Raw genomic sequence first — 21480 nt, forward strand, 5'->3', positions numbered from 1 at the left:
CATTTATTCTAACCCCATGGCTCGCCATCGGTGATGACGGCCGTCGACCCGACGCTGCTGCTGCCGTATCTCGGCAACGGCGACGACCTGTCGGACGCGGGCCTCGCCGCGGCCGCCACGGACCGCCGCGCGATCGCCGACACCTGGGCGCGCCAGCTGGAATACGCCCCGGTCATCGTCGTCGTGGACGCCGCAGAGGCCGACGAGGAGGACCACGCGCTGCTGAGCCGGCTGCACCCGACGGCCCGCCGCGTCCCGTGGACAGCGACGAACTGGCCGCCGCGGCGTTCGCCGGGTTCGACGTGGAAGCGGCCGCTGCCGCACAGCATCCCGCCAGTGCGCTGCTGCCGCAGGAGGCGGACGACTGTGGCGTCGTCACCTATGTGTGGCACCGCAGCCGCTCCTTCCACCCCGAGCGGCTCTTTCAAGCGCTGGAGGACCTGACCTGTGCCGCCGCCCGCAGTCGCGGCCGGTTCTGGCTCGCCGACCGGCCGGACACCCTGTTCGCCTGGGACGCGGCCGGCGGAGCGCTCTGCGTGGAGAGCGCGGGTCCCTGGCTCGCCTCGCTGCCGGACGCCGCGTGGGAGATGGTTCCGCCGGTGCGCAGGGCGGCTGCCGCGCTGGACTGGCACCCCGAGCACGGCGACTGCTGCCGGCATCTGGTGTTCACCTCGCCGGGACTCGACCGGGACGGGCTGGATCAACTCCTCGAGTCCTGCCTGCTGACCGACGCCGAGTACGCCGCGGGCCGGGATGCCTGGAAGCGGCTGCCGCCCGCCTTCGACTCCCTCCTGGAGGTCTGACATGCCACCCGTCGCTCAGAAGCCCGCAAGCCGCTGAAACCCCGTGCCGGTCCGCTGGACCGGGCCGGCATCACGAACATCGACTACAAGGACACCGATCTACTGCGCGCGAGCATCTCCGACCGAGGGAAGATCCGCAGCCGCAGGGTGACAAGAGTGACCGCGTGGCAGCAGCGCCACCTGGCTCGCGCCGTCAAGAACGCTCGGGAGACGGCGCTGCTGCCGTAAGTCTCCGCCGCCTCGGGTCGTTGAACGGGGCGCGGGTCCGGGCCCTTGAACGGGTCGGTTCCGGCGCGCAGGCCGGGCATGGCCGAAACCGGTTTCCCCGGTATGGCACCGATCGCCGGGGGCAGACGTCTCCATATCCAGGAACTGAAGCTGTAACCGCGACACCACACCGCGTGCACGTGCATCTGCAGGCGCATCCGCCTCATGCATCTGCATGTGAACGCAGCTATGATCCCGGATAGTTGACAGCTGCACCTTGCACCCCGGGAGCGACTTGTGCACCACGTGTACAACGGCATGGCGGCCACGGAGCTTCAGGGGGTCGTCTGGCAGAAGAGCAGGCACAGTAATTCGCAGGGTTCGTGCGTGGAGCTCGCAAGACTGCCGGGCGGCGGCGTGGCCATGCGTAACTCGCGGCACCCTGACGGGCCCGCGCTCGTCTACACGCCCGCCGAGATAGAGGCGTTGCTTCTCGGTGTCAAGGACGGCGAGTTCGACCATCTCGTCGCCTGAGCCCGTGTGAGCCTGTGCCTGACCTAGCCTGAGCCCGTGTGAGCCTGTGCCTGTGCCTGCGTGAGCCTCGGCCTGAGCGAGCCTGTGCCTGCGTCGGAGCCGCGCAGTGCGACGGCGGACGACAGGCGGCCCGGCCGGGCCCGGGGGAGCCTCCACGGTCCGGCGCTTTCGCGCAGAGCGCCTAACCCACGCGGAACAGCGCCCAGACCACCTTGCCGTGCCGTGACCCGGCGAGCGGATGCCAGCCCCAGCCGTCGCTGAACGAGTCGACGAGGAGCAGACCGCGGCCGGATTCGGCGGAGAAGTCCTCGTCCGCCTCCCGCGACCGGGGGCCGTCATGGCTCGGATCGCGCACCGCGCACACCAGGCGGCCGGTCCACCGCATCAGATGCAGCCGGACCGGCGCCTCCTTGACGGGCCCGTGCGACGCGCTCTCCGCAGGCAGGGCGTGCCGCAGGGCGTTGGTCACCAACTCGGAGACGACCAGCGCGACGTCGTCGAACCGTTCTTCCAGCTCCCACTTGCCCAGCGTGCTCTCGGTGAACCGGCGGGCGCCGCGGACCGCGTCGAAGCGGGCGGGAAGAGCGCACGAGGCCGAACTCGATACGGCCGCGGGGTCGATCGGAGGAAGCCCCTGCCTTAACGGCTCGAGCATGGTGGATCCATTCGGTCCCATGCGAGGCACTCCCGGGAATCGCGGCTGTGACGCTACAACACAAACGAGTACGCAGGTGGCGCGGCAACCATGCTTCCCAATGCGTAGGGCAGATGCAAGGGCAGATGCACGTGCACGCGCCGGACCTGTCCGGCCCCGTGCCGTTTGTTGCTCATTTCTTCCATGAATTTTCTGTACTCCTCAGGGCCGGGTCTTCTCGTTTCAGTAACTGGACGAGTACGCGCTGAAGCGTTTTGGTGGCAGAATCCGCCTCTTGGAGTTCGGGGGGACTCCCGGCAGCATCGGAACGAGCGAACAGAACGAGTGAACGAAGCGCAGCGCAACAGGGATGGGGAGGCTCGAAGTCGTGGCGGCAGCAGAGGCCGAGTGGGCGTGGGCGCAGAACCGCACCGAGGGTCCGGGCGGAGGTTCGGTGGTGCGGCGCATCCTGCTGGGTTCACAGCTCAGAAGGCTGAGGGAGTCGCGGGGCATCACTCGAGAGGCGGCCGGCTATTCCATCCGCGCGTCCGAATCCAAGATCAGCCGTATGGAGTTGGGCAGGGTGAGCTTCAAGGCGCGTGACGTCGAGGACCTGCTGACCCTCTACGGCGTGGTCGACGACGGTGAGCGCGCCTCCCTCCTCGGGCTCGCCAAGGAGGCCAACGTCACCGGCTGGTGGCACAGCTTCGGCGACGTGCTGCCCGGCTGGTTCCAGACGTACATCGGGCTCGAGGGCGCCGCATCGCTGATCCGCATCTACGAAGTGCAGTTCGTGCACGGGCTCCTGCAGACCGAGGCGTACGCGCACGCGGTCGTCGTCCGCGGAATGCCCGACGCCCCGCCGGCCGAGATCGACCGCCGGGTCGCGCTGCGCCTGGAACGGCAGAAGACGCTGGTCTCCGAGCGCGCCCCGCACCTGCACGTCGTGCTGGACGAGGCGGCCCTGCGCCGACCGTACGGCGACCGGGCGGTGATGCAGGCCCAGTTGCGTCATCTCATCGAGGTCTCCGAGCACTCCAACATCACGCTCCAGGTGATGCCGTTCGGTTTCGGCGGACACGCGGGCGAGAGCGGCGCCTTCACCATGCTGCGCTTCCCGGAGTCGGACCTCTCCGACATCGTCTACCTGGAGCAGCTGACCAGCGCGCTGTACGTGGACAAGCGCGAAGAGGTCGCGCAGTACGAGCGGGTGATGGAGCGGCTGACCGAGGACAGTCCGGATCCGTCCGAGACGCGCGACCTTCTCCGAGGGCTGCTCCAACTCACCTGAAACATAAGTACGATGACGCCACATCAGACCTCCGTGCTCATGCCTCTGGAGTAAGGGATCACATGGCCTTCTTCACCGACCTGGCCCAGCAGTACATAGACGGCGAGTGGAGGCCCGGCAGCGGCTCCTGGGACATCATCGATTTCAATCCGTACGACGGTGAGAAGCTCGCCTCGATCCCCGTGGCCACGGCCGACGAAGTGGACCTCGCCTACCGGGCGGCACAGCGCGCGCAGCGGGAGTGGGCCGAGACCAACCCGTACGCCCGCCGGACGGTCTTCGAGCGGGCCCTGCGGATCATCGAGGACCGCGAGGACGAGATCTCGGAGGCGATCGTCACCGAGCTCGGCGGCACCCGCCTCAAGGCGGCCTTCGAACTCCACCTGGCCATGGAGTTCCTGCGCGAGGCGGTGAATCTGGCGCTGCGGCCCGAGGGGCGCATCCTGCCCTCGCCGGTCGACGGCAAGGAGAACCGGCTCTACCGGGTCCCGGTCGGTGTGGTCGGAGTCATCAGCCCCTTCAACTTCCCCTTCCTGCTGTCGATCAAGTCGGTCGCCCCGGCACTCGCCCTCGGCAACGCCGTCGTCCTCAAGCCGCACCAGAACACCCCGATCTGCGGCGGCTCGCTGGTGGCCAAGGTGTTCGAGGACGCGGGGCTGCCGGCGGGTCTGCTGAACGTCGTGATCACGGACATAGCCGAGATAGGCGACGCGCTCATAGCGCACCCCGTTCCGAAGGTGATCTCCTTCACCGGCTCCGACAAGGTGGGCCGCCATGTGGCCACGGTCTGCGCGGCCAACTTCAAGCACGCCGTCCTCGAACTCGGCGGCAACAGTGCGCTGATCGTGCTCGAGGACGCCGACATCGATTACGCGGTCGACGCGGCGGTCTTCAGCCGCTACGTCCACCAGGGCCAGGTCTGTATGGCGGCCAACCGCATCCTGGTGGACCGTTCGGTGGAGAAGGAGTTCACCGAGAAGTTCGTCGCCAAGGTGCGGACCCTCAAGGTCGGCGACCCGGCCGACCCCGCCACCCACATCGGGCCGCTCATCAACTCCTCGCAGGCCGACGCGGTCTCCTCGCTGGTCGACCAGACGGTCGAGGCGGGCGCGACGGCCCTGCTGCACGGCGCCACCGAGGGCAATCTCGTCTCTCCGTCGGTGCTGACCGGCCTCCCGGCCGATTCGCCCGTCCTGTCCCAGGAGATCTTCGGCCCGGTGGCGCTGATCATCCCCTTCGACGGCGAGGACGAGGCCGTCCGGATCGCCAACGACTCGCCGTACGGCCTGAGCGGCGCCGTACACACCGGCGATGTCGAGCGCGGCGTGCGGCTCGCGAAGCGCGTGGACACCGGCATGATCCACATCAATGACGGCACCGTGTACGACGAGCCCATCGTCCCCTTCGGCGGCGAGAAGCGGTCCGGGGTCGGCCGACTGAACGGCGACGCGATGCTGGACGCGTTCACCACCCAGAAGTGGATCTCGGTGCAGCACGGGCGCTCGCGGTTCCCGTTCTGAGTCGGACCGGAGAATCATTCGTGGGCGCGGGGCCCTTGCGGACAGAAACTGACCGCAAGGGCCCGTAGCGTGTGAGGTGCCGGCGGGAGGACGGACGGTTCTCTCCCGGAGATCACCAACCGGAGGCGCACACCATGGTCACTCACGTTCCCGCAGAGGCTCACGGCGACGAGCGCGGCGCGCTCCTCTCCTTCGTCGAGGCACAGCGCGGCGCGATCCGGCGATCCGTCCTCGGCCTGACCGAGGAGCAGGCGGCGAGCCGGCCGAGCGCCAGCGAACTGTCCCTGTCCGGGCTGCTCAAGCACGTGGCCGAAGTGGAGCTGAACTGGCTGCGACTCGCCCAGCAGCGGCCGAACGAGAAGCAGCGTGACGAGGAGACCTGGGACGACGGTTTCCGGCTGGTCGGCGACGAGACGGTCCCCGGCATGCTGGCCTTCTGGGACGCGGTCGCCAAGGAGACCGAGGAGTTCGTCCGCGCGGTGCCCAGCCTGGACGACACCTTCCCGCTGCCGCCGGCGCCCTGGTTCCCCGAGGACGCGCGGGTCTCGATGCGCTGGCTGATGATGCACCTGGTCGAGGAGATCGCCCGGCACGCGGGTCACGCGGACATCATCCGCGAGTCCCTGGACGGCAAGGGCGCCTTCGACCTGGTCGCCCTGGAGAGCGGCCGGAGCGGCGACAACGGCTGAACGGGGCCCGGCCCCGGCCCGGCCCCCGGCTAGGCGCGCAGCTCGGCGAGCCGGGCAAGGGCGTCTTGTGCCGCCTCCCGGTCCCCGGCGCCGAGCCGCAGCGCGGCCGCCTGCTCCAGCAGCCGGCCGGCGAGCGGTTCGTCACCGAGCCGCCGCGCGATGTCGCCGCGCAGGACCAGCAGCCTCAGGTGCTGTACGGCGGTGGGGCGCTCGTCCTCCCGCGCCAGCGCGTGGTCGATGAGTTTCGCCGCGCCCGCCGGATCCTGCTTGGAGTCGGCGATCAGATCGGCCAGATGCAGGGCGCGGGCGAACGTCTCCCTGGGAACCGGCCGAAGGCTCCCGTCGTCGTCGACCGGCTGCCCGACCCGGATGGTGTTGCCGCCCGGGTCGGTCATGAGGAACTGCCGCATCCCGTACGACATGTCCTTCAGTGGGCCGATGCGCGGCAGGCCGCGGGACGGAATCCGGCCGTAGGCCGCTTTGAGCCCGGCGCGGAACTCCGCGTGGAGGGCGTCGACGTCGTCGGCGACGACGTAGCAGCCGGAGTAGGACTCCGTCGGGTCGTACCGCTTCATGCCGAAGAACTGCAATTGAACGGGGCCGCGCTCGACCACTGCGTACGGGTAGGGGCTCTTCTGCAAGAAGGTCGTCGCGAAGCCCAGAGCGGTGTAGAAATCGACCACCGGCTGAATCGTCCGGCAGGGCAGGAGCGGGATGGTCCTCTCGGTCATGACAGGTACTCTAGTCAAAGTTGAATAGAATGGGAGCCGGGTGATGTCAGCCATCCGTCTGCTGGTCCTGGGAGCCGTGCGCCAGCACGGCAGGGCGCACGGGTACCAGGTACGCAACGACTTGGAGTACTGGGGAGCCCACGAGTGGTCGAATGCCAAGCCGGGCTCGATCTACCACGCGCTCAAGCAGATGGCGAAGCAGGGACTGCTGCACGCGCACGAGATCGCGCCCTCCACCGCCGGCGGCCCGCCGCGTACCGAGTACGAGGTCACCGAGAAGGGCACACAGGCGTACTTCGCTCTGCTCCGTGAATCCCTGACGGCGTACGACCAGAAGATGGACGTGCTCTCCGCGGCCCTGGGCTTCGTCGTCGACCTGCCGAGGGCGGAAGCCGTCGAGCTGCTGGAGCAGCGGGTGCGAGGTATCGAGCAGTGGCGCGCCTCGGTCACCGAGTACTACACGCCGGAGGAAGGGCCCGAGTCCCTCGGGCACATCGGCGAGATCATGAACCTGTGGGTCTCGTCCGCGGACTCCGGTGCCGAGTGGACCCGTGGCCTGATCCGGCGGATCGAGGCCGGGGCGTACACCTTCGCGGGCGAGGGCGAGCCGTTCGTCGGTGTGCTCGCGGAAGGCGAGGAGAACCCGTACGCGACGGGCGAACCCCATGAGGGGGACTCCCACTGAGAAGCCCGGACGGGCGGATCCCACAGCGCCGGCGGCGGACGCCGCGCGGCGGCATCGGCGGCGGAACGACGGACGCCGGGCGGCGTCAGTGATGGAACGAGGTGGCCGGTTCCCGGTCCGCGCTCGCGGGGTGCGGCTGGCGGCGCAGATCTGGCAGCAGCATGTGCAGATCGTCCAGCAGCAGCGCCGACAGATCCGCGGAGAACCCGTTGCGGCAGACCACCCGCAGCACCGAGAGGTCCTCCCGGTTCGCCGGGAAGGTGTACGCGGGAACCAGCCACCCCTTCTCCCGCAGCCGCCGTGACACGTCGAACACGTCGAACGACGTCACCTCGGGCGCGGTCGTGAAGGCGAAGACCGGCAGCTGGTCCCCACGGGTGAGCAGCCGGAAGTCCCCCAGCGCCTCGATCTGCCCGGCGAGCCCCGTCGCGATGTCCCGCGCCGTCTGCTGGACGGCGCGGTAGCCCTGCCGCCCGAGCCGCAGGAACGTGTAGTACTGGGCGACGACCTGCGCACCGGGCCGGGAGAAGTTGAGGGCGAACGTCGGCATGTCACCGCCCAGGTAGTTCACCCGGAAGACGAGTTCCTCGGGCAGCGCCTCGGGAGAACGCCACAGCGCCCAGCCCACGCCCGGGTAGACCAGCCCGTACTTGTGCCCGGAGGTGTTGATGGAGGACACCCGCGGCAGCCGGAAGTCCCACACCAGTTCCTCGTCGAGGAAGGGGGCGACCATCGCGCCCGACGCGCCGTCGACATGGACCGGGACGTCGAGACCCGTGCGCTCCTGGAGGGCGTCCAGCGCGGCGCAGACCTCGTCGACCGGCTCGTACGAACCGTCGAAGGTCGAGCCGAGCACCGCCACCACACCGATGGTGTTCTCGTCGCACAGCTCGGCGGCGGCCTGCGGATCGAGGTGGAAGCGGTCACCCTCCAGCGGCACGAGCCGCGCCTCGACCTCCCAGAAGTTGCAGAACTTCTCCCAGCAGACCTGGACGTTGGCGCCCATCACCAGATTGGGCCGGGCCCCGCTCCGGTACCGATCGGCGTTCCGGTTCGTCCAGCGGCGTTTGAGCGCCATCCCGGCGAGCATGCACGCCTCGCTCGACCCGGTGGTCGAGCAGCCGACCGCGCCGGCCGGGTCCGGCGCGTGCCACAGGTCGGCCAGCACGGCCACACAGCGCCGCTCCAACTCGGCCGTGCGCGGGTACTCGTCCTTGTCGATCATGTTCTTGTCACGGCACTCCGCCATCAGCTCCGCTGCCTGCGACTCCATCCAGGTGGTGACGAAGGTGGCGAGATTGAGCCGGGAGTTCCCGTCGAGCATCAGCTCGTCGTGCACCAGCTGGTACGCGGTGGGAGGCGGCATCGGGCCGTCCGGCAGCCGGTGTGTGGGCGGGGCCGACGTCATCTGCGCGACCGGGTCGGCGAGCCCGAAGAAGGGGTTGACCGACAGCCTGCGCCGCTCCGGTCCGTGGTCCTCGGTTCCGGTGGTGCCCTGGTGGAGTGCCATAGGGCTCAGGCTCATATGGACTTGCACCTCACGCAACGTGAGGCAGCACGCTGGGGCTCGTCACGGAAAACGAAGGAGCGGAAGCGATGAGCTGGTCCGTTGGACAGGTCGCCCGATTCGCCGGAGTGACGGTGCGCGCCCTGCACCACTACGACGGGATCGGACTGCTGCGCCCGAGCGGGCGGAGCGGATCGGGGCACCGGCGGTACGACGACGCCGACCTCGACCGGCTGCAGCAGATCCTGTTCTACCGGGAGCTCGGCTTTCCTCTTGAGGAGGTGGCGGTCCTCCTGGACGACCCGGACGCGGACCCGCGGTCCCACCTGCGGCGGCAGCACACACTGCTCTCCGCCCGGATCACCAGGCTCCAGGAGATGGCCGCCGCCGTGGAGCGAGCCATGGAGGCGAAGCAGATGGGCATCAACCTGACGCCCGAGGAGAAGTTCGAGGTCTTCGGTGACTTCGACCCGGACGCCTACGCGGAGGAGGCCGAGCAGCGCTGGGGCCACACCGACGCCTACGAGGAGTCCCGGCGCCGTACGGCGTCGTACACGAAGGAGGACTGGCAGCGCATCCAGCGCGAGGCCGACGACATCACCCACCGCTTCGTGACGCTGATGAAGGCCGGCGAGGAGCCGGAGTCCGAGGCGGCGATGGACGTCGCGGAGGAGCATCGCCGGTGGATCGGCCGCAACCACTACGACTGCACGTACGAGATCCACACCTGCCTCGCCGAGATGTACGTGTCGGACGAGCGGTTCACCCGCACCATCGACCAGGCCGAGCCGGGCCTCGCGGCCTATCAGCGGGAGGCGGTCCTCGCGAACGCGATCCGTCACCTCTGAGCCGGGTACGGCCGGGCCCGGGGCGCGGCGCCCCGGGCCCGGCCCCGCCGTCACACCCGGGCGATCACCACCGCCGTGCCGTAGGCGCAGACCTCCGTGCCGACGTCCGAGGCGTCCGTCACATCGAAGCGGAAGGCGAGCACCGCGTTCGCGCCCCGGGAGCGGGCCTGTTCGATCAGGCGCTCCATGGCCTGGTTACGGGTCTCCACCAGGGTCTTGGTGAGCCCTTTGAGCTCGCCGCCGACCATCGACTTCAGGCTGGCCCCGATCTGGCTGCCCAGGTGACGCGAGCGTACGGTCAGTCCGAAGACCTCCCCGATCACCTGCTCGACGTGGAAGCCCGGGATGTCGTTCGTCGTGACGACCAGCACATCGGAGTGCGGGCCCTGCCCGCCGCCGTACTCCTCGATTCCCATGGTGAACAGCTTCGTGGGTGGCCGTCCGTCCCGCATCCGCTTCATCCGGTGGAACCCGGCGTCACCCGGATGCGTTGATAGCTTTGGTCAGCCGACCATGCCGATGACTCACACCACAGGAGCCCGGACCTCGTGAACACCCTTGCGCTCGGACCGAGCTGGCTCGACCCGGACTACCTGATCACCACCTTCGGCCTGATCGGTGTGCTGGCCATCGTCTTCGCCGAGTCCGGTCTGCTGATCGGGTTCTTCCTCCCCGGCGACTCGCTGCTCTTCACCACGGGGCTGCTGGTGACCACCGACGTGATCAAGCAGCCGCTGTGGCTGGTCTGCACCCTCATCGTGCTCGCCGCGATCATCGGCGACCAGGTCGGCTATCTCTTCGGCCGCAAGGTCGGTCCGGCCCTCTTCAAGCGCCCCGACTCCAGATTCTTCAAGCAGGAGAACGTGGAGAAGGCGCACGAGTTCTTCGAGAAGTACGGCCCCAAGTCCCTGGTCCTGGCCCGCTTCGTGCCCATCGTGCGGACGTTCACGCCGATCATCGCCGGTGTGAGCCGGATGAACTACCGCTCGTTCGTCACGTTCAACATCGTCGGCGGCATCCTGTGGGGAGCCGGGGTCACCCTGCTCGGCGCCGCCCTCGGCAAGATCGACTTCGTCCACAAGAACATCGAGGCGATCCTGATCCTGATCGTCCTCCTTTCGGTCCTGCCGATCGTGATCGAGGTCCTGCGGGCCCGTTCCCAGGGCAAGAAGGCGGCGGCCCTCGAAGGCGCCGCCTCCGACACCGAGATCCCGCCGTCGCCCCGCGGCGGCCGTCACGCCAAGCGCTGACGTCCCTGCGGCTGATGCCACGGCTCCTGTCCCGGCCCCGCTTCCGACCACGGAAGGCTTCGGACGCCGGGTGGGAGCCGGTGGCGCCCCGGGCAGCGTGCGGCGACCGGCGGTGACCCGGGCACCGCACCAGGCGGCGCTCTTCGGTGCGGGAACCGGCCCGGCCCGTCGCTCAAGCATCCGGTGAACCTTTCCGCCCCTCGTACCGACTGTCCCGGTGACACAAGACGCGAGACGGGGAGTGCGGGTGAGCGGTGACGGGCGACACGACGGGCTCCTGGTGGTGCGCTGCCAACTCGGGGAGCGAGAGGCCCTCCGCGAACTGGTGCAGCTGTGGCACGCCCCCGTGTGGCGCTACGTGCGTGGCATGGTCGGCTCGCCGCATCTCGCGGACGACCTGGCCCAGGAGACCTGGGTCGCCGTGGTGCGCGGACTGCCGCGGCTGCGGCAGCCGGAGCGGTTCGCCCCGTGGCTGTTCACCATCGCCCGCCGCGCGGTCACCGACCACCTGCGGCAGGCGTACCAGGCTCCCGAAACCTCCATGGAGGAGGCGGGTGCCGTCGCCGATGACGACGTCTCCCTCAGCGGCGTGCTGACCACGATGCAGGTCGAGGCCGGCCTCACCGGCGTGCCGCCCCTGGAACGTGAGGTGCTGATCCTGTTCCACCTACAGGATCTGCCTCTGGCCGGCTGTGCCGAGGTGCTCGGCGTACCGCCCGGCACGGTGAAGAGCAGGTTGCACCGCGCGCGCCGCATGCTGCGGAGCATCCTCGTCGAGAGGGGATACGAGGCATGAGTGAGCACGACCCCGCACCTCTGCGGGGCGTCCCGGAGGAACTGGAGCGCGCGCTGGCGGCGGAGGTCTCGCTGGGATCCCGGATGCGCCACGTGGCCGTGGGCCTGGCGGGAGGATGCGGGGCCGCACTGATCGCCGTGCTGTGGGCGACCGAGCCGCTGCCGCTTCCCGCACGCACCCAAGCCGCCTTCGCCGGGCTGATCGCCGTCGGGCTGGCCTGGGCCGCCTTCGCCGGCCGGGTCCTGAGCAGGCGCCGGCCGCTCTTCGCCCGGGACCGGGTGCTGGGGGCCCGGCTGGGGCTCGCGGTCACCGTGGTGACCGGCATCGCCGGGACGGCACTGGCCGCCGTACGCGCCACCACCGCCGGGACACTGGCCACCGCCCTGGCGGGTGCCGCCCTCATCGGGGCGGCGGGACTCGTCCTGGTCCGGGCGCGGTCCCACCGTCGCGAGCTGCTGCGGCTGCGGGACGCCCTGCGGCAGCCCGCCCCTGAACCGCCGAGTGCGTCCGGTCCGGCATCGACCTCGTCCAGGAGACTGCCATGAACGACAAGATCCCCCCTGTGGGCCCACTGGCCCTTGCTCTCCGGCGCCGCGGTGCAGGAAGGCGCACCGTCTTCCTGCTCACGGCACTGGCGTGCACAGCCCTGCTGGTCGGAGTCGGCCTTTGGCTGACCTGAGCAACCGAACCGGCTCACCCGGCCGCCGGATGTCTCAAGCCGCCGCCGGTGCCTCGGGGCACACCGGAGCGGCGGCTAGAAGCCGCGGGTCCGCTTGGCCGCGCGGCGTCCGCCGGGGGTCTCCACGCCGGGCAGCGCCCCGGTGACACCCGGGATCCGCAGGAACAGGCGGGAGATCTCGCCACCCAGGTTCACCCCGATCGCGATGGCCAGCGCCAGCGCCGCCGCTTTGCTCAGCGATGTCAGCCCGACGTTGGTGTTGCCGCGGGCGATCTCCAGCAGACCGAAGTACGTGGCGCTACCGGGCAGCAGCGGACCGATGGCGGCCGTGACGTACGGCAGCGCGGAGGCGAAGCGGTATCGCGAGAGCATGTGCCCGAACAGGCCCACCAGTCCTGCCGCGGCCGCCGTCGCGGCGACCGGCGAGACCCCGCCGATGTCCGCGAGCGCGCCGTAGACGACCCAGGCGATACCGCCGTTGAAGGTGACCAGCGCCACGGTGCTGCGCTCCTGCTGGAGCATCACGGCGAAGCACAGCGACAGGCCCATCGCCGCCAGTGTCTGAGGCACCGGACGCGGCACGCTGTGGATGGCCGTCTCCGGATTGAGCCCCGCGTCCAGCACGATGCCCAGATAGAGCACCGACAGCACGCCGATCACGATGGCCACCACCAGATAGCCGACTTCGAGCAGTCGCGCGGCCGCCGTGATGTAGAAGCCGGTCAGCCCGTCCTGCACCCCGGCGACCAGCGCCCGTCCCGGGATCAGTGCGAACAGCCCACCGGTGATCACCGCGGAGGCCCGCAGCTCCAGGGGGGACAGGGACAGGGCCACGCCCATCGCCGCCGACGGCATCGCGGCCGCCACGAACTGGTAGAACTCCGGCAGCCCGCGCCCCGCGCACAGCCAGGCCAGACGGTCGCCGAGCATGGCACTGACCGCCGCGGCGATGAACACCACCACGTCACCGCCGACCAGTACCGAGGCCGACCCGGCCAGCAGACCGCCGGCCAGCGTGAGCGCCCACCCGGGATAGGGGTGCCGGTTGCGGCGGATCTCGGCGAGCCGCCGGTACGCCTCCTCCAGGGAGACGTCCGACTCCTCGACGCTGATGTCGTGGACCAGCCGGTAGACCGCCGCCAGCCGCGTGTAGTCGGTGCCGCGCCGCCGCACGGTGCGACTCGCCGTCACCGGGTCGTCGACCAGGGACGGCTGGTACGTGATCGACAGCAGGGTGAAGGTCACCGTCGGCTCGCAGCGGTCCAGCCCGTACGAGCGTGAGATGGCGAACATGGCCGCCTCGACGTCCTCCGCGCCCTCGCCGCCCGCGAGCAGCAACTCCCCGATACGCAGGGTCAGGTCGAGCACGCGGGGGACGGCCGGTCCGGTCTCCTCGTCGTGCCGGTGCGGCGACGACTCGGGCACCGGCCGCTCGCCCACCGGCATCTTCAGCATCGCGCGCATCCGGTCCTGCCAGGGCGCGTCCTTGTGTGTCCGCACCATCGGGATGCCGTGTGCCGGTGTGAACGCCGGCGGCGAACTCCGCGCGCTGTACGTGCTCGGCGGCGCGAACGCGGACCCCTCCGGCTCGGCGGCCGGTTCGGGCGCCAGCCCCTGCGGAACGGCGAACTCGGAACTCGGGTGGTCCTCCTCGGGCGCTTCCGGCTGTTCCATCCCCGCCGGAGGGGTGAACGCGCTGTGCGCCTCGTCGGACTGAGGTTTCCGGTCTTCCGGGCCCTCGGGCTCCGCCACCACTCGTCGTCCTCGCTCTCCCTCGCGTACCGTCCCTCGACCGGCGCTCCTGCCCAGTATGGGCACGGGCAAGGGGGGACACACGACACGGGCGGGACACCAGAGGTGTCCCGCCCGCGCCGGAGTGCTCAGGGGTGCGGCGTCAGTGCGCGCCGCCCTGCGCCTCGAGGCGCTTGAAGGACGCCTCGATCTCGGCCTCGGCCTCGGCGCGGCCGACCCAGTCGGCGCCCTCGACGGACTTGCCGGGCTCCAGGTCCTTGTAGACCTCGAAGAAGTGCTGGATCTCCAGGCGGTCGAACTCGGACACGTGGTGGATGTCCCGCAGGTGCTCCACACGCGGGTCCGACGCGGGGACGCACAGCAGCTTGTCGTCGCCGCCCGCCTCGTCCGTCATACGGAACATGCCGATGGCGCGGCACTTGATGAGGCAGCCCGGGAAGGTCGGCTCGTCAAGGATGACCAGCGCGTCCAGCGGGTCGCCGTCCTCGCCGAGGGTGTTCTCGACGAAGCCGTAGTCGGCCGGGTAGCTGGTCGAGGTGAAGAGTCGACGGTCCAGGCGGATCCGACCGGTCTCGTGGTCCACCTCGTACTTGTTCCGCGAACCCTTCGGGATCTCGATGGTGACGTCGAACTCCACGGGTGGCTCCTCCATGATCAAACACACAACAAGACGCAGTACTGGTGGTTAAGTGTCCCTCACGCACATGTGTGATCGCGAAAGGGGCTGGTGCGAGGTGCCGATGGTCAGGACGTGGCAGCTTGCAACAGGTGCTGCCGTGGTCGGCCTCACCCTCGCCGCCGGGGCTGTTGCCGCGGCGGGGCCTTGGGACTCGGGCCAGCGTAAGGCCGAGAGGACCCGTGTGGCCGCCCACAGCCCGACGGGTGGCGCACATCACGCGCCCGCCCCGCAGCGGCCCGCCCCCGCGCCCAGCGCGGCCCCCGTCCTCACGGCCCTCGGCGGCCCGCGGACCGTGACCGCGGAGGAACCGGCCACACCCGTCGACGGGCTGGCGAAGAGACTGGACTCCCTGCTCGCCGACCCCGGCCTCGGGGCGGCGCCCGCCGCCTGCGTCGTCGACCTCACCACCGGGGAGCGGCTGTACGGGAAGCGGGCCGAGACCCCGATGGTCCCGGCGTCCACCGTGAAGATCGCCACGGCCGCCGCCGCGCTCACCGCCCTCGGACCCGACCACCGCCTCCCCACCACGGTCGTCGCGGCTCCGGGCGCCGACGCGATCACACTCGTCGGCGGCGGGGACGCCACCCTCGACCGGGCCCGCCTCGGCGAACTGGCCGAGCGGACCGCGCGTGCCTTGCGGCAGCGCGAGCCGGCCAAGGACGGGCAGCCCGCCGTGAAGATACGGCTCCGGTACGACGCCTCCCTCTACCGGGGCCCCCTGCTGCACCCCATCGGCCCCAACGGCAACATCGCCCCCGTCAGCGCCCTCATGGTCGGACAGGGCCGCCTCGACGAACGCACCACCGGGGCGGCCACCCGCAGCGCCGACCCGGCAGGGGAAGCCGCCCGGGTCTTCGGGGACCTGCTCTCCGAACGCGGAGTCGGCATCACGCCGCCCGCCCCCGGCCGGGCGCCGGCAGAGGCCGTGCCTCTCGCACAGGTCCTCTCCGCTCCCCTGTCGTCGGTCGTCGAGCGGATGCTCACCACCAGCGACAACGACATCGCGGAGTCCCTCGCCCGGCAGACCGCCCTCGCCACCGGCGAGCAGGCGTCCTTCGCCGGCGGGGAGCGAGCCGTCACCCGGCAGCTGCGGAGGCTCCAGCTACCGCTGACCGGGACCCGGTTCGCCGACGGCAGCGGCCTGAACCGCCGCGACAAGGTGTCCGCCGCACTGCTCACCACCCTTCTGGCGCGCGCCGGCGACGCCGCCCACCCCGAGCTGCGGCCGATCCTCACCGGCCTCCCCGTCGCCGGCTTCAACGGCACGCTCGAACACCGCTGGTCCGACACCTCCGCGGGTACCGGCCTGGTCCGCGCCAAGACGGGCACCCTCACCGGGATCAACGCCCTCGCCGGCACCGTCGTTGCCTCGGGCGGCCGACTCCTCGGCTTCGCGTTCCTGGCCTCCGGCACACCCTCCCGGTACGAGGCGCAGCCCGCCCTCGACCGCCTCGCGGGCGCCCTCGTGTCCTGAGCCGTCCCGCCCCCGATCACGGGCGCCGGCCGGACTGGCGGCCGGCAACCCCTCTCCGGACCCGCAGCCGAGAACGTACGGTTGACGCATGACGAGCATCGGTGGTGCCGAGATGGTCGACTGGAACCTCGCCGCGGCGACCGCGACCCGCTTCGTGCGGCCCGGTCCCGACGTGAGCCGGGACGAGGCCCGGGCGGTCGTCGCAGAGCTGCGCCGGCATGCCAGGTCCTCGGAGGAGCACGTCCGGGAGTTCACCCGGATGATCCCGGAAGGCACGGTGCCACGGGACACCCCGGTCCTCGTCGTGGACCGGGCCGGCTGGGTCAAGGCGAACGTGGCGGGCTTCCGCGAACTGCTGAGGCCGCTGCTGGACAAGATGCAGGAGCGCCGCCCCGGCGGTCCGGGCGGTGCCGTCCTCGGGGCCGTCGGCGGCAAGGTGACCGGTGTCGAGCTGGGGATGCTGCTGTCCTTCCTGGCGTCCCGCGTCCTGGGCCAGTACGAGACGTTCGCCCCGGCCACCCGCGACCTGCCCGCCGGCGACCCCGGCGGCGGCGGCAACGGCGGCGGGCGGCTGCTGCTGGTCGCGCCCAACATCGTCCACGTCGAACGCGAACTGGAGGTCGCCCCGCACGACTTCCGCCTCTGGGTCTGCCTCCACGAGGAGACCCACCGCACCCAGTTCACCGGCGTGCCGTGGCTGCGCGACCACCTCGAGGGCGAGATCCAGTCGTTCCTCGGCGAGACCGACACCGACCCCATGACCGTTCTGGAGCGGCTCCGCGAGGCCGCCCAGTCGCTTGCCGGGGCACGCCCGGAGGGCGAACGGGACGAGGGCGGCCACTCGATCGTCGAGATCGTCCAGACCCCCGCCCAGCGCGAGATCCTCGGCCGGCTGACCGCGGTGATGTCCCTGCTCGAAGGGCACGCCGACTTCGTGATGGACGGCGTCGGCCCCTCGGTCGTGCCGTCGGTCGCGGAGATCCGGGAGAAGTTCCAGCAGCGCAGGGCGCGCGGGGCGAGCCGCCTGGACCAGGCGCTGCGCAAGCTCCTCGGCCTCGACGCCAAACTGCGTCAGTACCGCGACGGCGAGCGTTTCGTACGGGCCGTGGTCGATGAGGTCGGCATGGACGGCTTCAACCGGGTCTGGACCTCGCCGAACACGCTCCCCACCAAGGCGGAGATCGCCAAACCGGCGGACTGGGTTGCAAGGGTGCACCGGAAGGGGGAGGGCGCACCGTAGAGGACAGGCGCGAAAAGCGGACGTGTGACGGCAGAAGGACGCCGCATCAATCACCCGTCCGAGGGACCGTGGGCTATGGATAGGCGTGCAATGCTCGGGTATTGGCTCGGTTCTGTCACCATCGACGCACTCTGAGTGACTGCTCTTGGAGTGGCGATCTTCGTCCCCTGGGCCGTTCCTGATCGTCCCGACTCGACCGAGACACCCCCTCCCTCCCGAACCGTTCACGAAGGGCACCGGACATGGGTCCCCATCCTGCGGTCGCGGCGATACGCCTGGCGGTCCGCCGCGTACTCCACGACGTACTCACCGATCAGACGGCACAAGCAGCCCGCTTCGCGCACTCCGCCCCGGGCCCGGCCGCCCCGGGCGAACCGCCGCTCGTCCTGGTGGCGTGCTCCGGCGGAGCCGACTCCATGGCGCTCGCCTCCGCCCTCGCCTTCGAGGCCCGCAAACTCTCCGTCCGCGCCGGCGGCATCACCGTCGACCACGGCCTCCAGGACGGCTCCGCCGGACGCGCCGCCGAGGTCGCCGCACGCCTCGCCGCACTCGGACTGGACCCCGTCGAGACCGTCGCCGTCCGGGTCGGCCGCGCCGGCGGACCCGAGGCCGCGGCCCGCGACGCCCGGTACGCGGCCCTCGACGAGGCCGCGGAACGCCACGGCGCCGCCGCCGTGCTGCTCGGACACACCCGCGACGACCAGGCGGAGACCGTCCTCCTCGGACTCGCCCGCGGCTCCGGCATCCGCTCGCTGTCCGGCATGGCCGCCGTCTCAGGGACCGCCGGCCGCTATCGCCGCCCCTTCCTCCAGATCGACCGGCAGACCGCCCGCAAGGCGTGCATGGTCCAGTCGCTGCCCGTCTGGGACGATCCGCACAACGCCGACCCCGCGTACACCCGCTCCCGCCTGCGCCACGAGGGGCTCCCCGCCCTGGAGAAGGCGCTCGGCAAAGGCGTCGTCGAAGCCCTCGCCCGCACCGCCCAGCTCTCCCGCGACGACGCCGACGCCCTCGACGGATGGGCCGCCGACGCGGACGCCTCCGTACGCGACGAGAGCGGCATGCTGGACTGCGCCAAGCTCTACGTCCTGCCCCCCGCCGTACGGCGCCGGGTACTGCGCCGGGCCGCGATCCGGGCCGGTGCGCCCGCCGGGTCGCTCTTCGCCCGGCACGTCGAAGAGGTCGACCGGCTCATCACCGGATGGCGTGGTCAGGGGGCCATCAACCTGCCCGGCCGGGTCCAGGTGCGACGGCAGGGTGGCAGACTGGTCATTCGGCAAGGCTGAACCGCCGAGAGAAAGCGACGCGGGTGAACGAGAAGGACATGGGCACCGACCTTCAGTCGGTGCTCATCACCAAGGAAGAGATCGACGCGAAGCTCAGTGAGCTGGCCGCGAAGATCGACGCAGAGTACGCGGGCAAGGACCTGCTCATCGTCGGAGTCCTCAAGGGCGCGGTGATGGTGATGGCGGACCTGGCGCGCGCGCTGTCCTCCCCCGTCACGATGGACTGGATGGCCGTGTCCTCGTACGGCGCGGGCACCCAGTCGTCCGGTGTGGTACGCATCCTCAAGGACCTGGACACCGACATCAAGGGCAGGCACGTCCTGATCGTCGAGGACATCATCGACTCGGGACTCACCCTGTCCTGGCTCCTGTCGAACCTCGGCTCCCGCGAGCCGGCCTCCCTCGAGGTCTGCACCCTGCTGCGGAAGCCCGACGCGGCCAAGGTCGCGATCGACGTGAAGTGGATCGGCTTCGACATTCCGAACGAGTTCGTCGTCGGTTACGGCCTCGACTACGCGGAGAAGTACCGGAACCTTCCGTTCGTGGGCACACTGGCCCCACACGTCTACGGAGGCTGAAGCACGGGCCCACCGGGAACCAAGCCCGCCTTTCCGCCGTTGGAGCAAGGGAAGGCGGTCGCCGGTGGCCTTGCTGAGGTACCGTCCGAAGAACAGTTGTCTTTTCTCACAGCAGCATTTACCTACGGGCAGGAGGGACGGGGCGACACCGCCCCGTATGGATGGACGTGAAGCGATACTTCCGTGGGCCGGTCATGTGGATCGTGCTGGCCGTCCTCGCCGTGGTCGTGCTGATGCAGGTTGTCGGCTCGTCCGGCGGCTACAAGACGGTTGACACCGGCGAGGTCGTTCAGGCGATCGAAAGAGACCAGGTCAAGCAGGCAAAACTGACCACTGGTGACGAGCAGATCATCAAGATCGAGCTCAAGGAGGGCCAGAAGGTCGACAACAGCAGCAAGGTCCAGGCCAGCTACATCGGCACCCAGGGTGCCGACCTGGCGGACACGCTGCAGGACAAGTTCGAGGCCGGCGCGATCGAGGACGGCTACACGGTCTCGCCGTCGAAGCAGAGCCCGTTCGTCTCGGTCCTGCTCTCCCTGTTGCCCTTCGTACTGATCGTCCTGGTCTTCCTCTTCCTGATGAACCAGATGCAGGGCGGCGGCTCCCGTGTCATGAACTTCGGGAAGTCCAAGGCCAAGCTGATCACCAAGGACACCCCGAAGACGACGTTCTCCGACGTGGCGGGATCCGACGAGGCGGTCGAGGAACTCCACGAGATCAAGGAGTTCCTGCAGGAACCGGCCAAGTTCCAGGCCGTCGGCGCCAAGATCCCGAAGGGTGTGCTGCTCTACGGCCCGCCCGGCACGGGCAAGACGCTGCTCGCACGCGCCGTCGCCGGCGAGGCGGGCGTACCGTTCTACTCGATCTCCGGCTCCGACTTCGTCGAGATGTTCGTCGGCGTCGGTGCCTCCCGGGTCCGTGACCTTTTCGAGCAGGCCAAGGCGAACGCCCCGGCGATCGTCTTCGTCGATGAGATCGACGCCGTCGGCCGGCACCGCGGCGCCGGACTCGGCGGCGGCCACGACGAGCGCGAGCAGACGCTGAACCAGCTGCTCGTCGAGATGGACGGCTTCGACGTGAAGGGCGGCGTCATCCTGATCGCCGCCACCAACCGGCCGGACATCCTCGACCCCGCGCTGCTGCGCCCCGGCCGCTTCGACCGGCAGATCGCCGTCGACCGCCCGGACATGCAGGGCCGTCTGGAGATCCTCAAGGTCCACCAGAAGGGCAAGCCGGTCGCCCCGGACGTCGACCTGGGCGCCGTCGCCCGGCGCACCCCGGGCTTCACCGGCGCCGACCTGTCGAACGTGCTGAACGAAGCCGCGCTGCTCACCGCGCGCAGCGACAAGAAGCTGATCGACAACCACTCGCTGGACGAGGCGATCGACCGCGTCGTGGCCGGTCCGCAGAAGCGGACCCGGATCATGTCCGACAAGGAGAAGAAGATCACCGCGTACCACGAGGGCGGTCACGCCCTGGTCGCGGCGGCCTCACCGAACTCCGATCCGGTTCACAAGATCACGATCCTGTCCCGCGGCAGAGCCCTCGGGTACACGATGGTGCTGCCGGAGGAGGACAAGTACTCGACCACGCGCAACGAGATGCTCGACCAGCTCGCGTACATGCTGGGCGGGCGCGCGGCCGAGGAGCTCGTCTTCCACGACCCGACCACCGGCGCTGCGAACGACATCGAGAAGGCCACTGCCACGGCCCGCGCGATGGTCACGCAGTACGGCATGACCGAGCGGCTGGGCGCGATCAAGTTCGGCGGTGACAACACCGAGCCGTTCCTGGGCCGCGAGATGTCCCATCCGCGCGACTACTCGGAAGAGGTCGCGGCGCTGGTCGACGAAGAGGTCAAGAAACTCATCGAGACCGCGCACAACGAGGCGTGGGAGATCCTTGTCGAGAACCGCGACGTTCTCGACAACCTGGTCCTCCAGCTCCTCGAGAAGGAGACCCTCGGCAAGGAGGAGATCGCCGAGATCTTCGCGCCGATCGTGAAGCGCCCGGCCCGCCCGGCGTGGACCGGCTCCTCGCGGCGTACGCCCTCCACGCGTCCGCCGGTGCTCTCTCCCAAGGAACTGGCCCTGACCAACGGCGCCGCGAACGGTGCGGCGTCGGCGGCGGCCACGGTGACCGACGTCACCAAGGCTCCCGCGGAGCCGGTCGCCGAAGAGCGCCCGGAAGGCTGACCAGGCAGTATGCCGCGGCGGAGCAACCCGCCCCGGAATGAACGCCGCGTCTCCCAGGTTCTAGCCTGGGAGACGCGGCGTTTTCGCGCCACGGAGCAGAGG

General features: G+C 70.1%; 22 protein-coding genes and 1 pseudogene. 17 read left to right on the forward strand and 6 right to left on the reverse strand.

The features are described from left to right. Window positions 1–30 precede the first annotated feature (30 nt). From AB0903_RS24780 to AB0903_RS24790, 3 genes and pseudogenes are all read left to right on the forward strand, one after another. Window positions 31–803 (forward strand): annotated as a pseudogene (locus tag AB0903_RS24780) (GTP-binding protein); the annotation flags it as partial. Window positions 804–836: 33 nt separating this feature from the next. Further along, on the forward strand, window positions 837–1031 hold the full coding sequence (gene rpsR, locus AB0903_RS24785) for a 30S ribosomal protein S18 (protein ID WP_366706350.1): 195 nt from the start codon (window positions 837–839) through the stop codon (window positions 1029–1031). Between the two features lie 276 nt (window positions 1032–1307). Next, window positions 1308–1544 (forward strand): DUF397 domain-containing protein, encoded by a 237-nt coding sequence (locus AB0903_RS24790; protein ID WP_366706271.1) that lies wholly within the window; start codon window positions 1308–1310, stop codon window positions 1542–1544. 181 nt (window positions 1545–1725) lie between these two features. Here AB0903_RS24790 and AB0903_RS24795 read toward each other — a convergent pair whose 3' ends face one another. Beyond that, window positions 1726–2220, reverse strand: coding sequence for an ATP-binding protein (locus AB0903_RS24795; RefSeq protein ID WP_366706273.1), 495 nt, complete (start codon window positions 2218–2220; stop codon window positions 1726–1728). A gap of 328 nt (window positions 2221–2548) precedes the next feature. Between AB0903_RS24795 and AB0903_RS24800 the strand changes: the two genes are divergently transcribed. The 3 genes from AB0903_RS24800 to AB0903_RS24810 all read left to right on the forward strand — a co-directional run bounded on the left by AB0903_RS24800 (window position 2549) and on the right by AB0903_RS24810 (window position 5678). Then, window positions 2549–3469, forward strand: a complete 921-nt coding sequence (locus AB0903_RS24800) for a helix-turn-helix transcriptional regulator (RefSeq protein WP_366706275.1) — start codon at window positions 2549–2551, stop codon at window positions 3467–3469. Window positions 3470–3531: 62 nt separating this feature from the next. Beyond that, window positions 3532–4989: an aldehyde dehydrogenase family protein gene (locus AB0903_RS24805; RefSeq protein ID WP_366706277.1), complete on the forward strand. Its 1458-nt coding sequence runs from the start codon at window positions 3532–3534 to the stop codon at window positions 4987–4989. 134 nt (window positions 4990–5123) lie between these two features. Next, window positions 5124–5678 carry a DinB family protein gene (locus AB0903_RS24810; protein ID WP_366706279.1) on the forward strand — a complete coding sequence of 185 codons (555 nt, stop codon included), beginning with the start codon at window positions 5124–5126 and terminating at the stop codon, window positions 5676–5678. A 29-nt stretch (window positions 5679–5707) separates the two neighbouring features. Here the strand turns inward: AB0903_RS24810 and AB0903_RS24815 are convergent, their stop codons facing one another. Next, entirely contained in the window at window positions 5708–6409 is a 702-nt protein-coding gene (locus AB0903_RS24815; protein WP_366706281.1) for a VOC family protein, read from the reverse strand. 43 nt (window positions 6410–6452) lie between these two features. Between AB0903_RS24815 and AB0903_RS24820 the strand changes: the two genes are divergently transcribed. Continuing rightward, on the forward strand, window positions 6453–7094 hold the full coding sequence (locus AB0903_RS24820) for a PadR family transcriptional regulator (protein ID WP_366706283.1): 642 nt from the start codon (window positions 6453–6455) through the stop codon (window positions 7092–7094). Between the two features lie 85 nt (window positions 7095–7179). On the opposite strand, the gene AB0903_RS24825 is transcribed toward AB0903_RS24820, so the two are convergent. After that, window positions 7180–8604, reverse strand: coding sequence for a glutamate decarboxylase (locus AB0903_RS24825; protein WP_366706352.1), 1425 nt, complete (start codon window positions 8602–8604; stop codon window positions 7180–7182). Window positions 8605–8690: 86 nt separating this feature from the next. On the opposite strand from AB0903_RS24825, the gene AB0903_RS24830 reads away from it, so the two are divergent. Next, complete coding sequence (locus AB0903_RS24830) at window positions 8691–9449, forward strand: MerR family transcriptional regulator (protein ID WP_366706285.1); 759 nt, start codon at window positions 8691–8693, stop codon at window positions 9447–9449. A 50-nt stretch (window positions 9450–9499) separates the two neighbouring features. Here the strand turns inward: AB0903_RS24830 and AB0903_RS24835 are convergent, their stop codons facing one another. Beyond that, window positions 9500–9865 (reverse strand): YbjQ family protein, encoded by a 366-nt coding sequence (locus AB0903_RS24835; RefSeq protein ID WP_366706287.1) that lies wholly within the window; start codon window positions 9863–9865, stop codon window positions 9500–9502. Window positions 9866–9997: 132 nt separating this feature from the next. Here AB0903_RS24835 and AB0903_RS24840 point away from each other — a divergent pair, with 132 nt between their 5' ends. The 4 genes from AB0903_RS24840 to AB0903_RS24855 all read left to right on the forward strand — a co-directional run bounded on the left by AB0903_RS24840 (window position 9998) and on the right by AB0903_RS24855 (window position 12174). Then, entirely contained in the window at window positions 9998–10699 is a 702-nt protein-coding gene (locus AB0903_RS24840; protein WP_366706289.1) for a VTT domain-containing protein, read from the forward strand. A 247-nt stretch (window positions 10700–10946) separates the two neighbouring features. Then, window positions 10947–11495: a sigma-70 family RNA polymerase sigma factor gene (locus AB0903_RS24845; RefSeq protein WP_366706291.1), complete on the forward strand. Its 549-nt coding sequence runs from the start codon at window positions 10947–10949 to the stop codon at window positions 11493–11495. Further along, on the forward strand, window positions 11492–12040 hold the full coding sequence (locus tag AB0903_RS24850; protein ID WP_366706293.1) for a transmembrane transport protein: 549 nt from the start codon (window positions 11492–11494) through the stop codon (window positions 12038–12040). Before AB0903_RS24845 ends, AB0903_RS24850 begins: the two co-directional genes overlap by 4 nt. Beyond that, the gene (locus AB0903_RS24855) at window positions 12037–12174 is read left to right on the forward strand and encodes a hypothetical protein (RefSeq protein ID WP_366706294.1); all 138 of its coding nucleotides are present in this window, start codon (window positions 12037–12039) and stop codon (window positions 12172–12174) included. The genes AB0903_RS24850 and AB0903_RS24855 overlap by 4 nt, the downstream gene beginning before the upstream one ends. A gap of 75 nt (window positions 12175–12249) precedes the next feature. On the opposite strand, the gene AB0903_RS24860 is transcribed toward AB0903_RS24855, so the two are convergent. Continuing rightward, entirely contained in the window at window positions 12250–13929 is a 1680-nt protein-coding gene (locus AB0903_RS24860; RefSeq protein WP_366706296.1) for a threonine/serine exporter family protein, read from the reverse strand. A gap of 139 nt (window positions 13930–14068) precedes the next feature. Beyond that, a complete protein-coding gene (locus AB0903_RS24865; RefSeq protein ID WP_005314187.1) occupies window positions 14069–14563 on the reverse strand; it encodes an inorganic diphosphatase in 495 nt (164 codons plus the stop codon). Window positions 14564–14666: 103 nt separating this feature from the next. On the opposite strand from AB0903_RS24865, the gene dacB reads away from it, so the two are divergent. The 5 genes from dacB (at window position 14667) to ftsH (ending at window position 21378) form a co-directional block, all read left to right on the forward strand. Further along, window positions 14667–16079, forward strand: coding sequence for a D-alanyl-D-alanine carboxypeptidase/D-alanyl-D-alanine-endopeptidase (gene dacB / locus AB0903_RS24870; protein ID WP_366706298.1), 1413 nt, complete (start codon window positions 14667–14669; stop codon window positions 16077–16079). A gap of 88 nt (window positions 16080–16167) precedes the next feature. Next, the gene (locus AB0903_RS24875; protein WP_366706300.1) at window positions 16168–17319 is read left to right on the forward strand and encodes a zinc-dependent metalloprotease; all 1152 of its coding nucleotides are present in this window, start codon (window positions 16168–16170) and stop codon (window positions 17317–17319) included. A gap of 242 nt (window positions 17320–17561) precedes the next feature. After that, a complete protein-coding gene (gene tilS, locus AB0903_RS24880; protein ID WP_366706302.1) occupies window positions 17562–18605 on the forward strand; it encodes a tRNA lysidine(34) synthetase TilS in 1044 nt (347 codons plus the stop codon). A 38-nt stretch (window positions 18606–18643) separates the two neighbouring features. Beyond that, a complete protein-coding gene (gene hpt, locus AB0903_RS24885; protein WP_366706354.1) occupies window positions 18644–19183 on the forward strand; it encodes a hypoxanthine phosphoribosyltransferase in 540 nt (179 codons plus the stop codon). A gap of 161 nt (window positions 19184–19344) precedes the next feature. Then, a complete protein-coding gene (gene ftsH, locus AB0903_RS24890) occupies window positions 19345–21378 on the forward strand; it encodes an ATP-dependent zinc metalloprotease FtsH (RefSeq protein WP_366706304.1) in 2034 nt (677 codons plus the stop codon). Window positions 21379–21480 lie beyond the last annotated feature (102 nt).

This window comes from Streptomyces sp. NPDC048389 (assembly GCF_040706335.1).
Classification (GTDB): Bacteria; Actinomycetota; Actinomycetes; order Streptomycetales; family Streptomycetaceae; genus Streptomyces.

Bases quoted from the DNA above. Each gene is read 5' to 3' on its own strand.
- AB0903_RS24795 (WP_366706273.1), bottom strand. From the start codon at position 2,220: ATGGGACCGAATGGATCCACCATGCTCGAGCCGTTAAGGCAGGGGCTT.
- AB0903_RS24800 (WP_366706275.1), top strand. From the start codon at position 2,549: ATGGGGAGGCTCGAAGTCGTGGCGGCAGCAGAGGCCGAGTGGGCGTGG.
- AB0903_RS24805 (WP_366706277.1), top strand. From the start codon at position 3,532: ATGGCCTTCTTCACCGACCTGGCCCAGCAGTACATAGACGGCGAGTGG.
- AB0903_RS24810 (WP_366706279.1), top strand. From the start codon at position 5,124: ATGGTCACTCACGTTCCCGCAGAGGCTCACGGCGACGAGCGCGGCGCG.
- AB0903_RS24815 (WP_366706281.1), bottom strand. From the start codon at position 6,409: ATGACCGAGAGGACCATCCCGCTCCTGCCCTGCCGGACGATTCAGCCG.
- AB0903_RS24820 (WP_366706283.1), top strand. From the start codon at position 6,453: ATGTCAGCCATCCGTCTGCTGGTCCTGGGAGCCGTGCGCCAGCACGGC.
- AB0903_RS24825 (WP_366706352.1), bottom strand. From the start codon at position 8,604: ATGGCACTCCACCAGGGCACCACCGGAACCGAGGACCACGGACCGGAG.
- AB0903_RS24830 (WP_366706285.1), top strand. From the start codon at position 8,691: ATGAGCTGGTCCGTTGGACAGGTCGCCCGATTCGCCGGAGTGACGGTG.
- AB0903_RS24835 (WP_366706287.1), bottom strand. From the start codon at position 9,865: ATGGGAATCGAGGAGTACGGCGGCGGGCAGGGCCCGCACTCCGATGTG.
- AB0903_RS24850 (WP_366706293.1), top strand. From the start codon at position 11,492: ATGAGTGAGCACGACCCCGCACCTCTGCGGGGCGTCCCGGAGGAACTG.
- AB0903_RS24855 (WP_366706294.1), top strand. From the start codon at position 12,037: ATGAACGACAAGATCCCCCCTGTGGGCCCACTGGCCCTTGCTCTCCGG.
- dacB (WP_366706298.1), top strand. From the start codon at position 14,667: ATGGTCAGGACGTGGCAGCTTGCAACAGGTGCTGCCGTGGTCGGCCTC.
- AB0903_RS24875 (WP_366706300.1), top strand. From the start codon at position 16,168: ATGACGAGCATCGGTGGTGCCGAGATGGTCGACTGGAACCTCGCCGCG.
- tilS (WP_366706302.1), top strand. From the start codon at position 17,562: ATGGGTCCCCATCCTGCGGTCGCGGCGATACGCCTGGCGGTCCGCCGC.
- hpt (WP_366706354.1), top strand. From the start codon at position 18,644: ATGGGCACCGACCTTCAGTCGGTGCTCATCACCAAGGAAGAGATCGAC.
- ftsH (WP_366706304.1), top strand. From the start codon at position 19,345: ATGGACGTGAAGCGATACTTCCGTGGGCCGGTCATGTGGATCGTGCTG.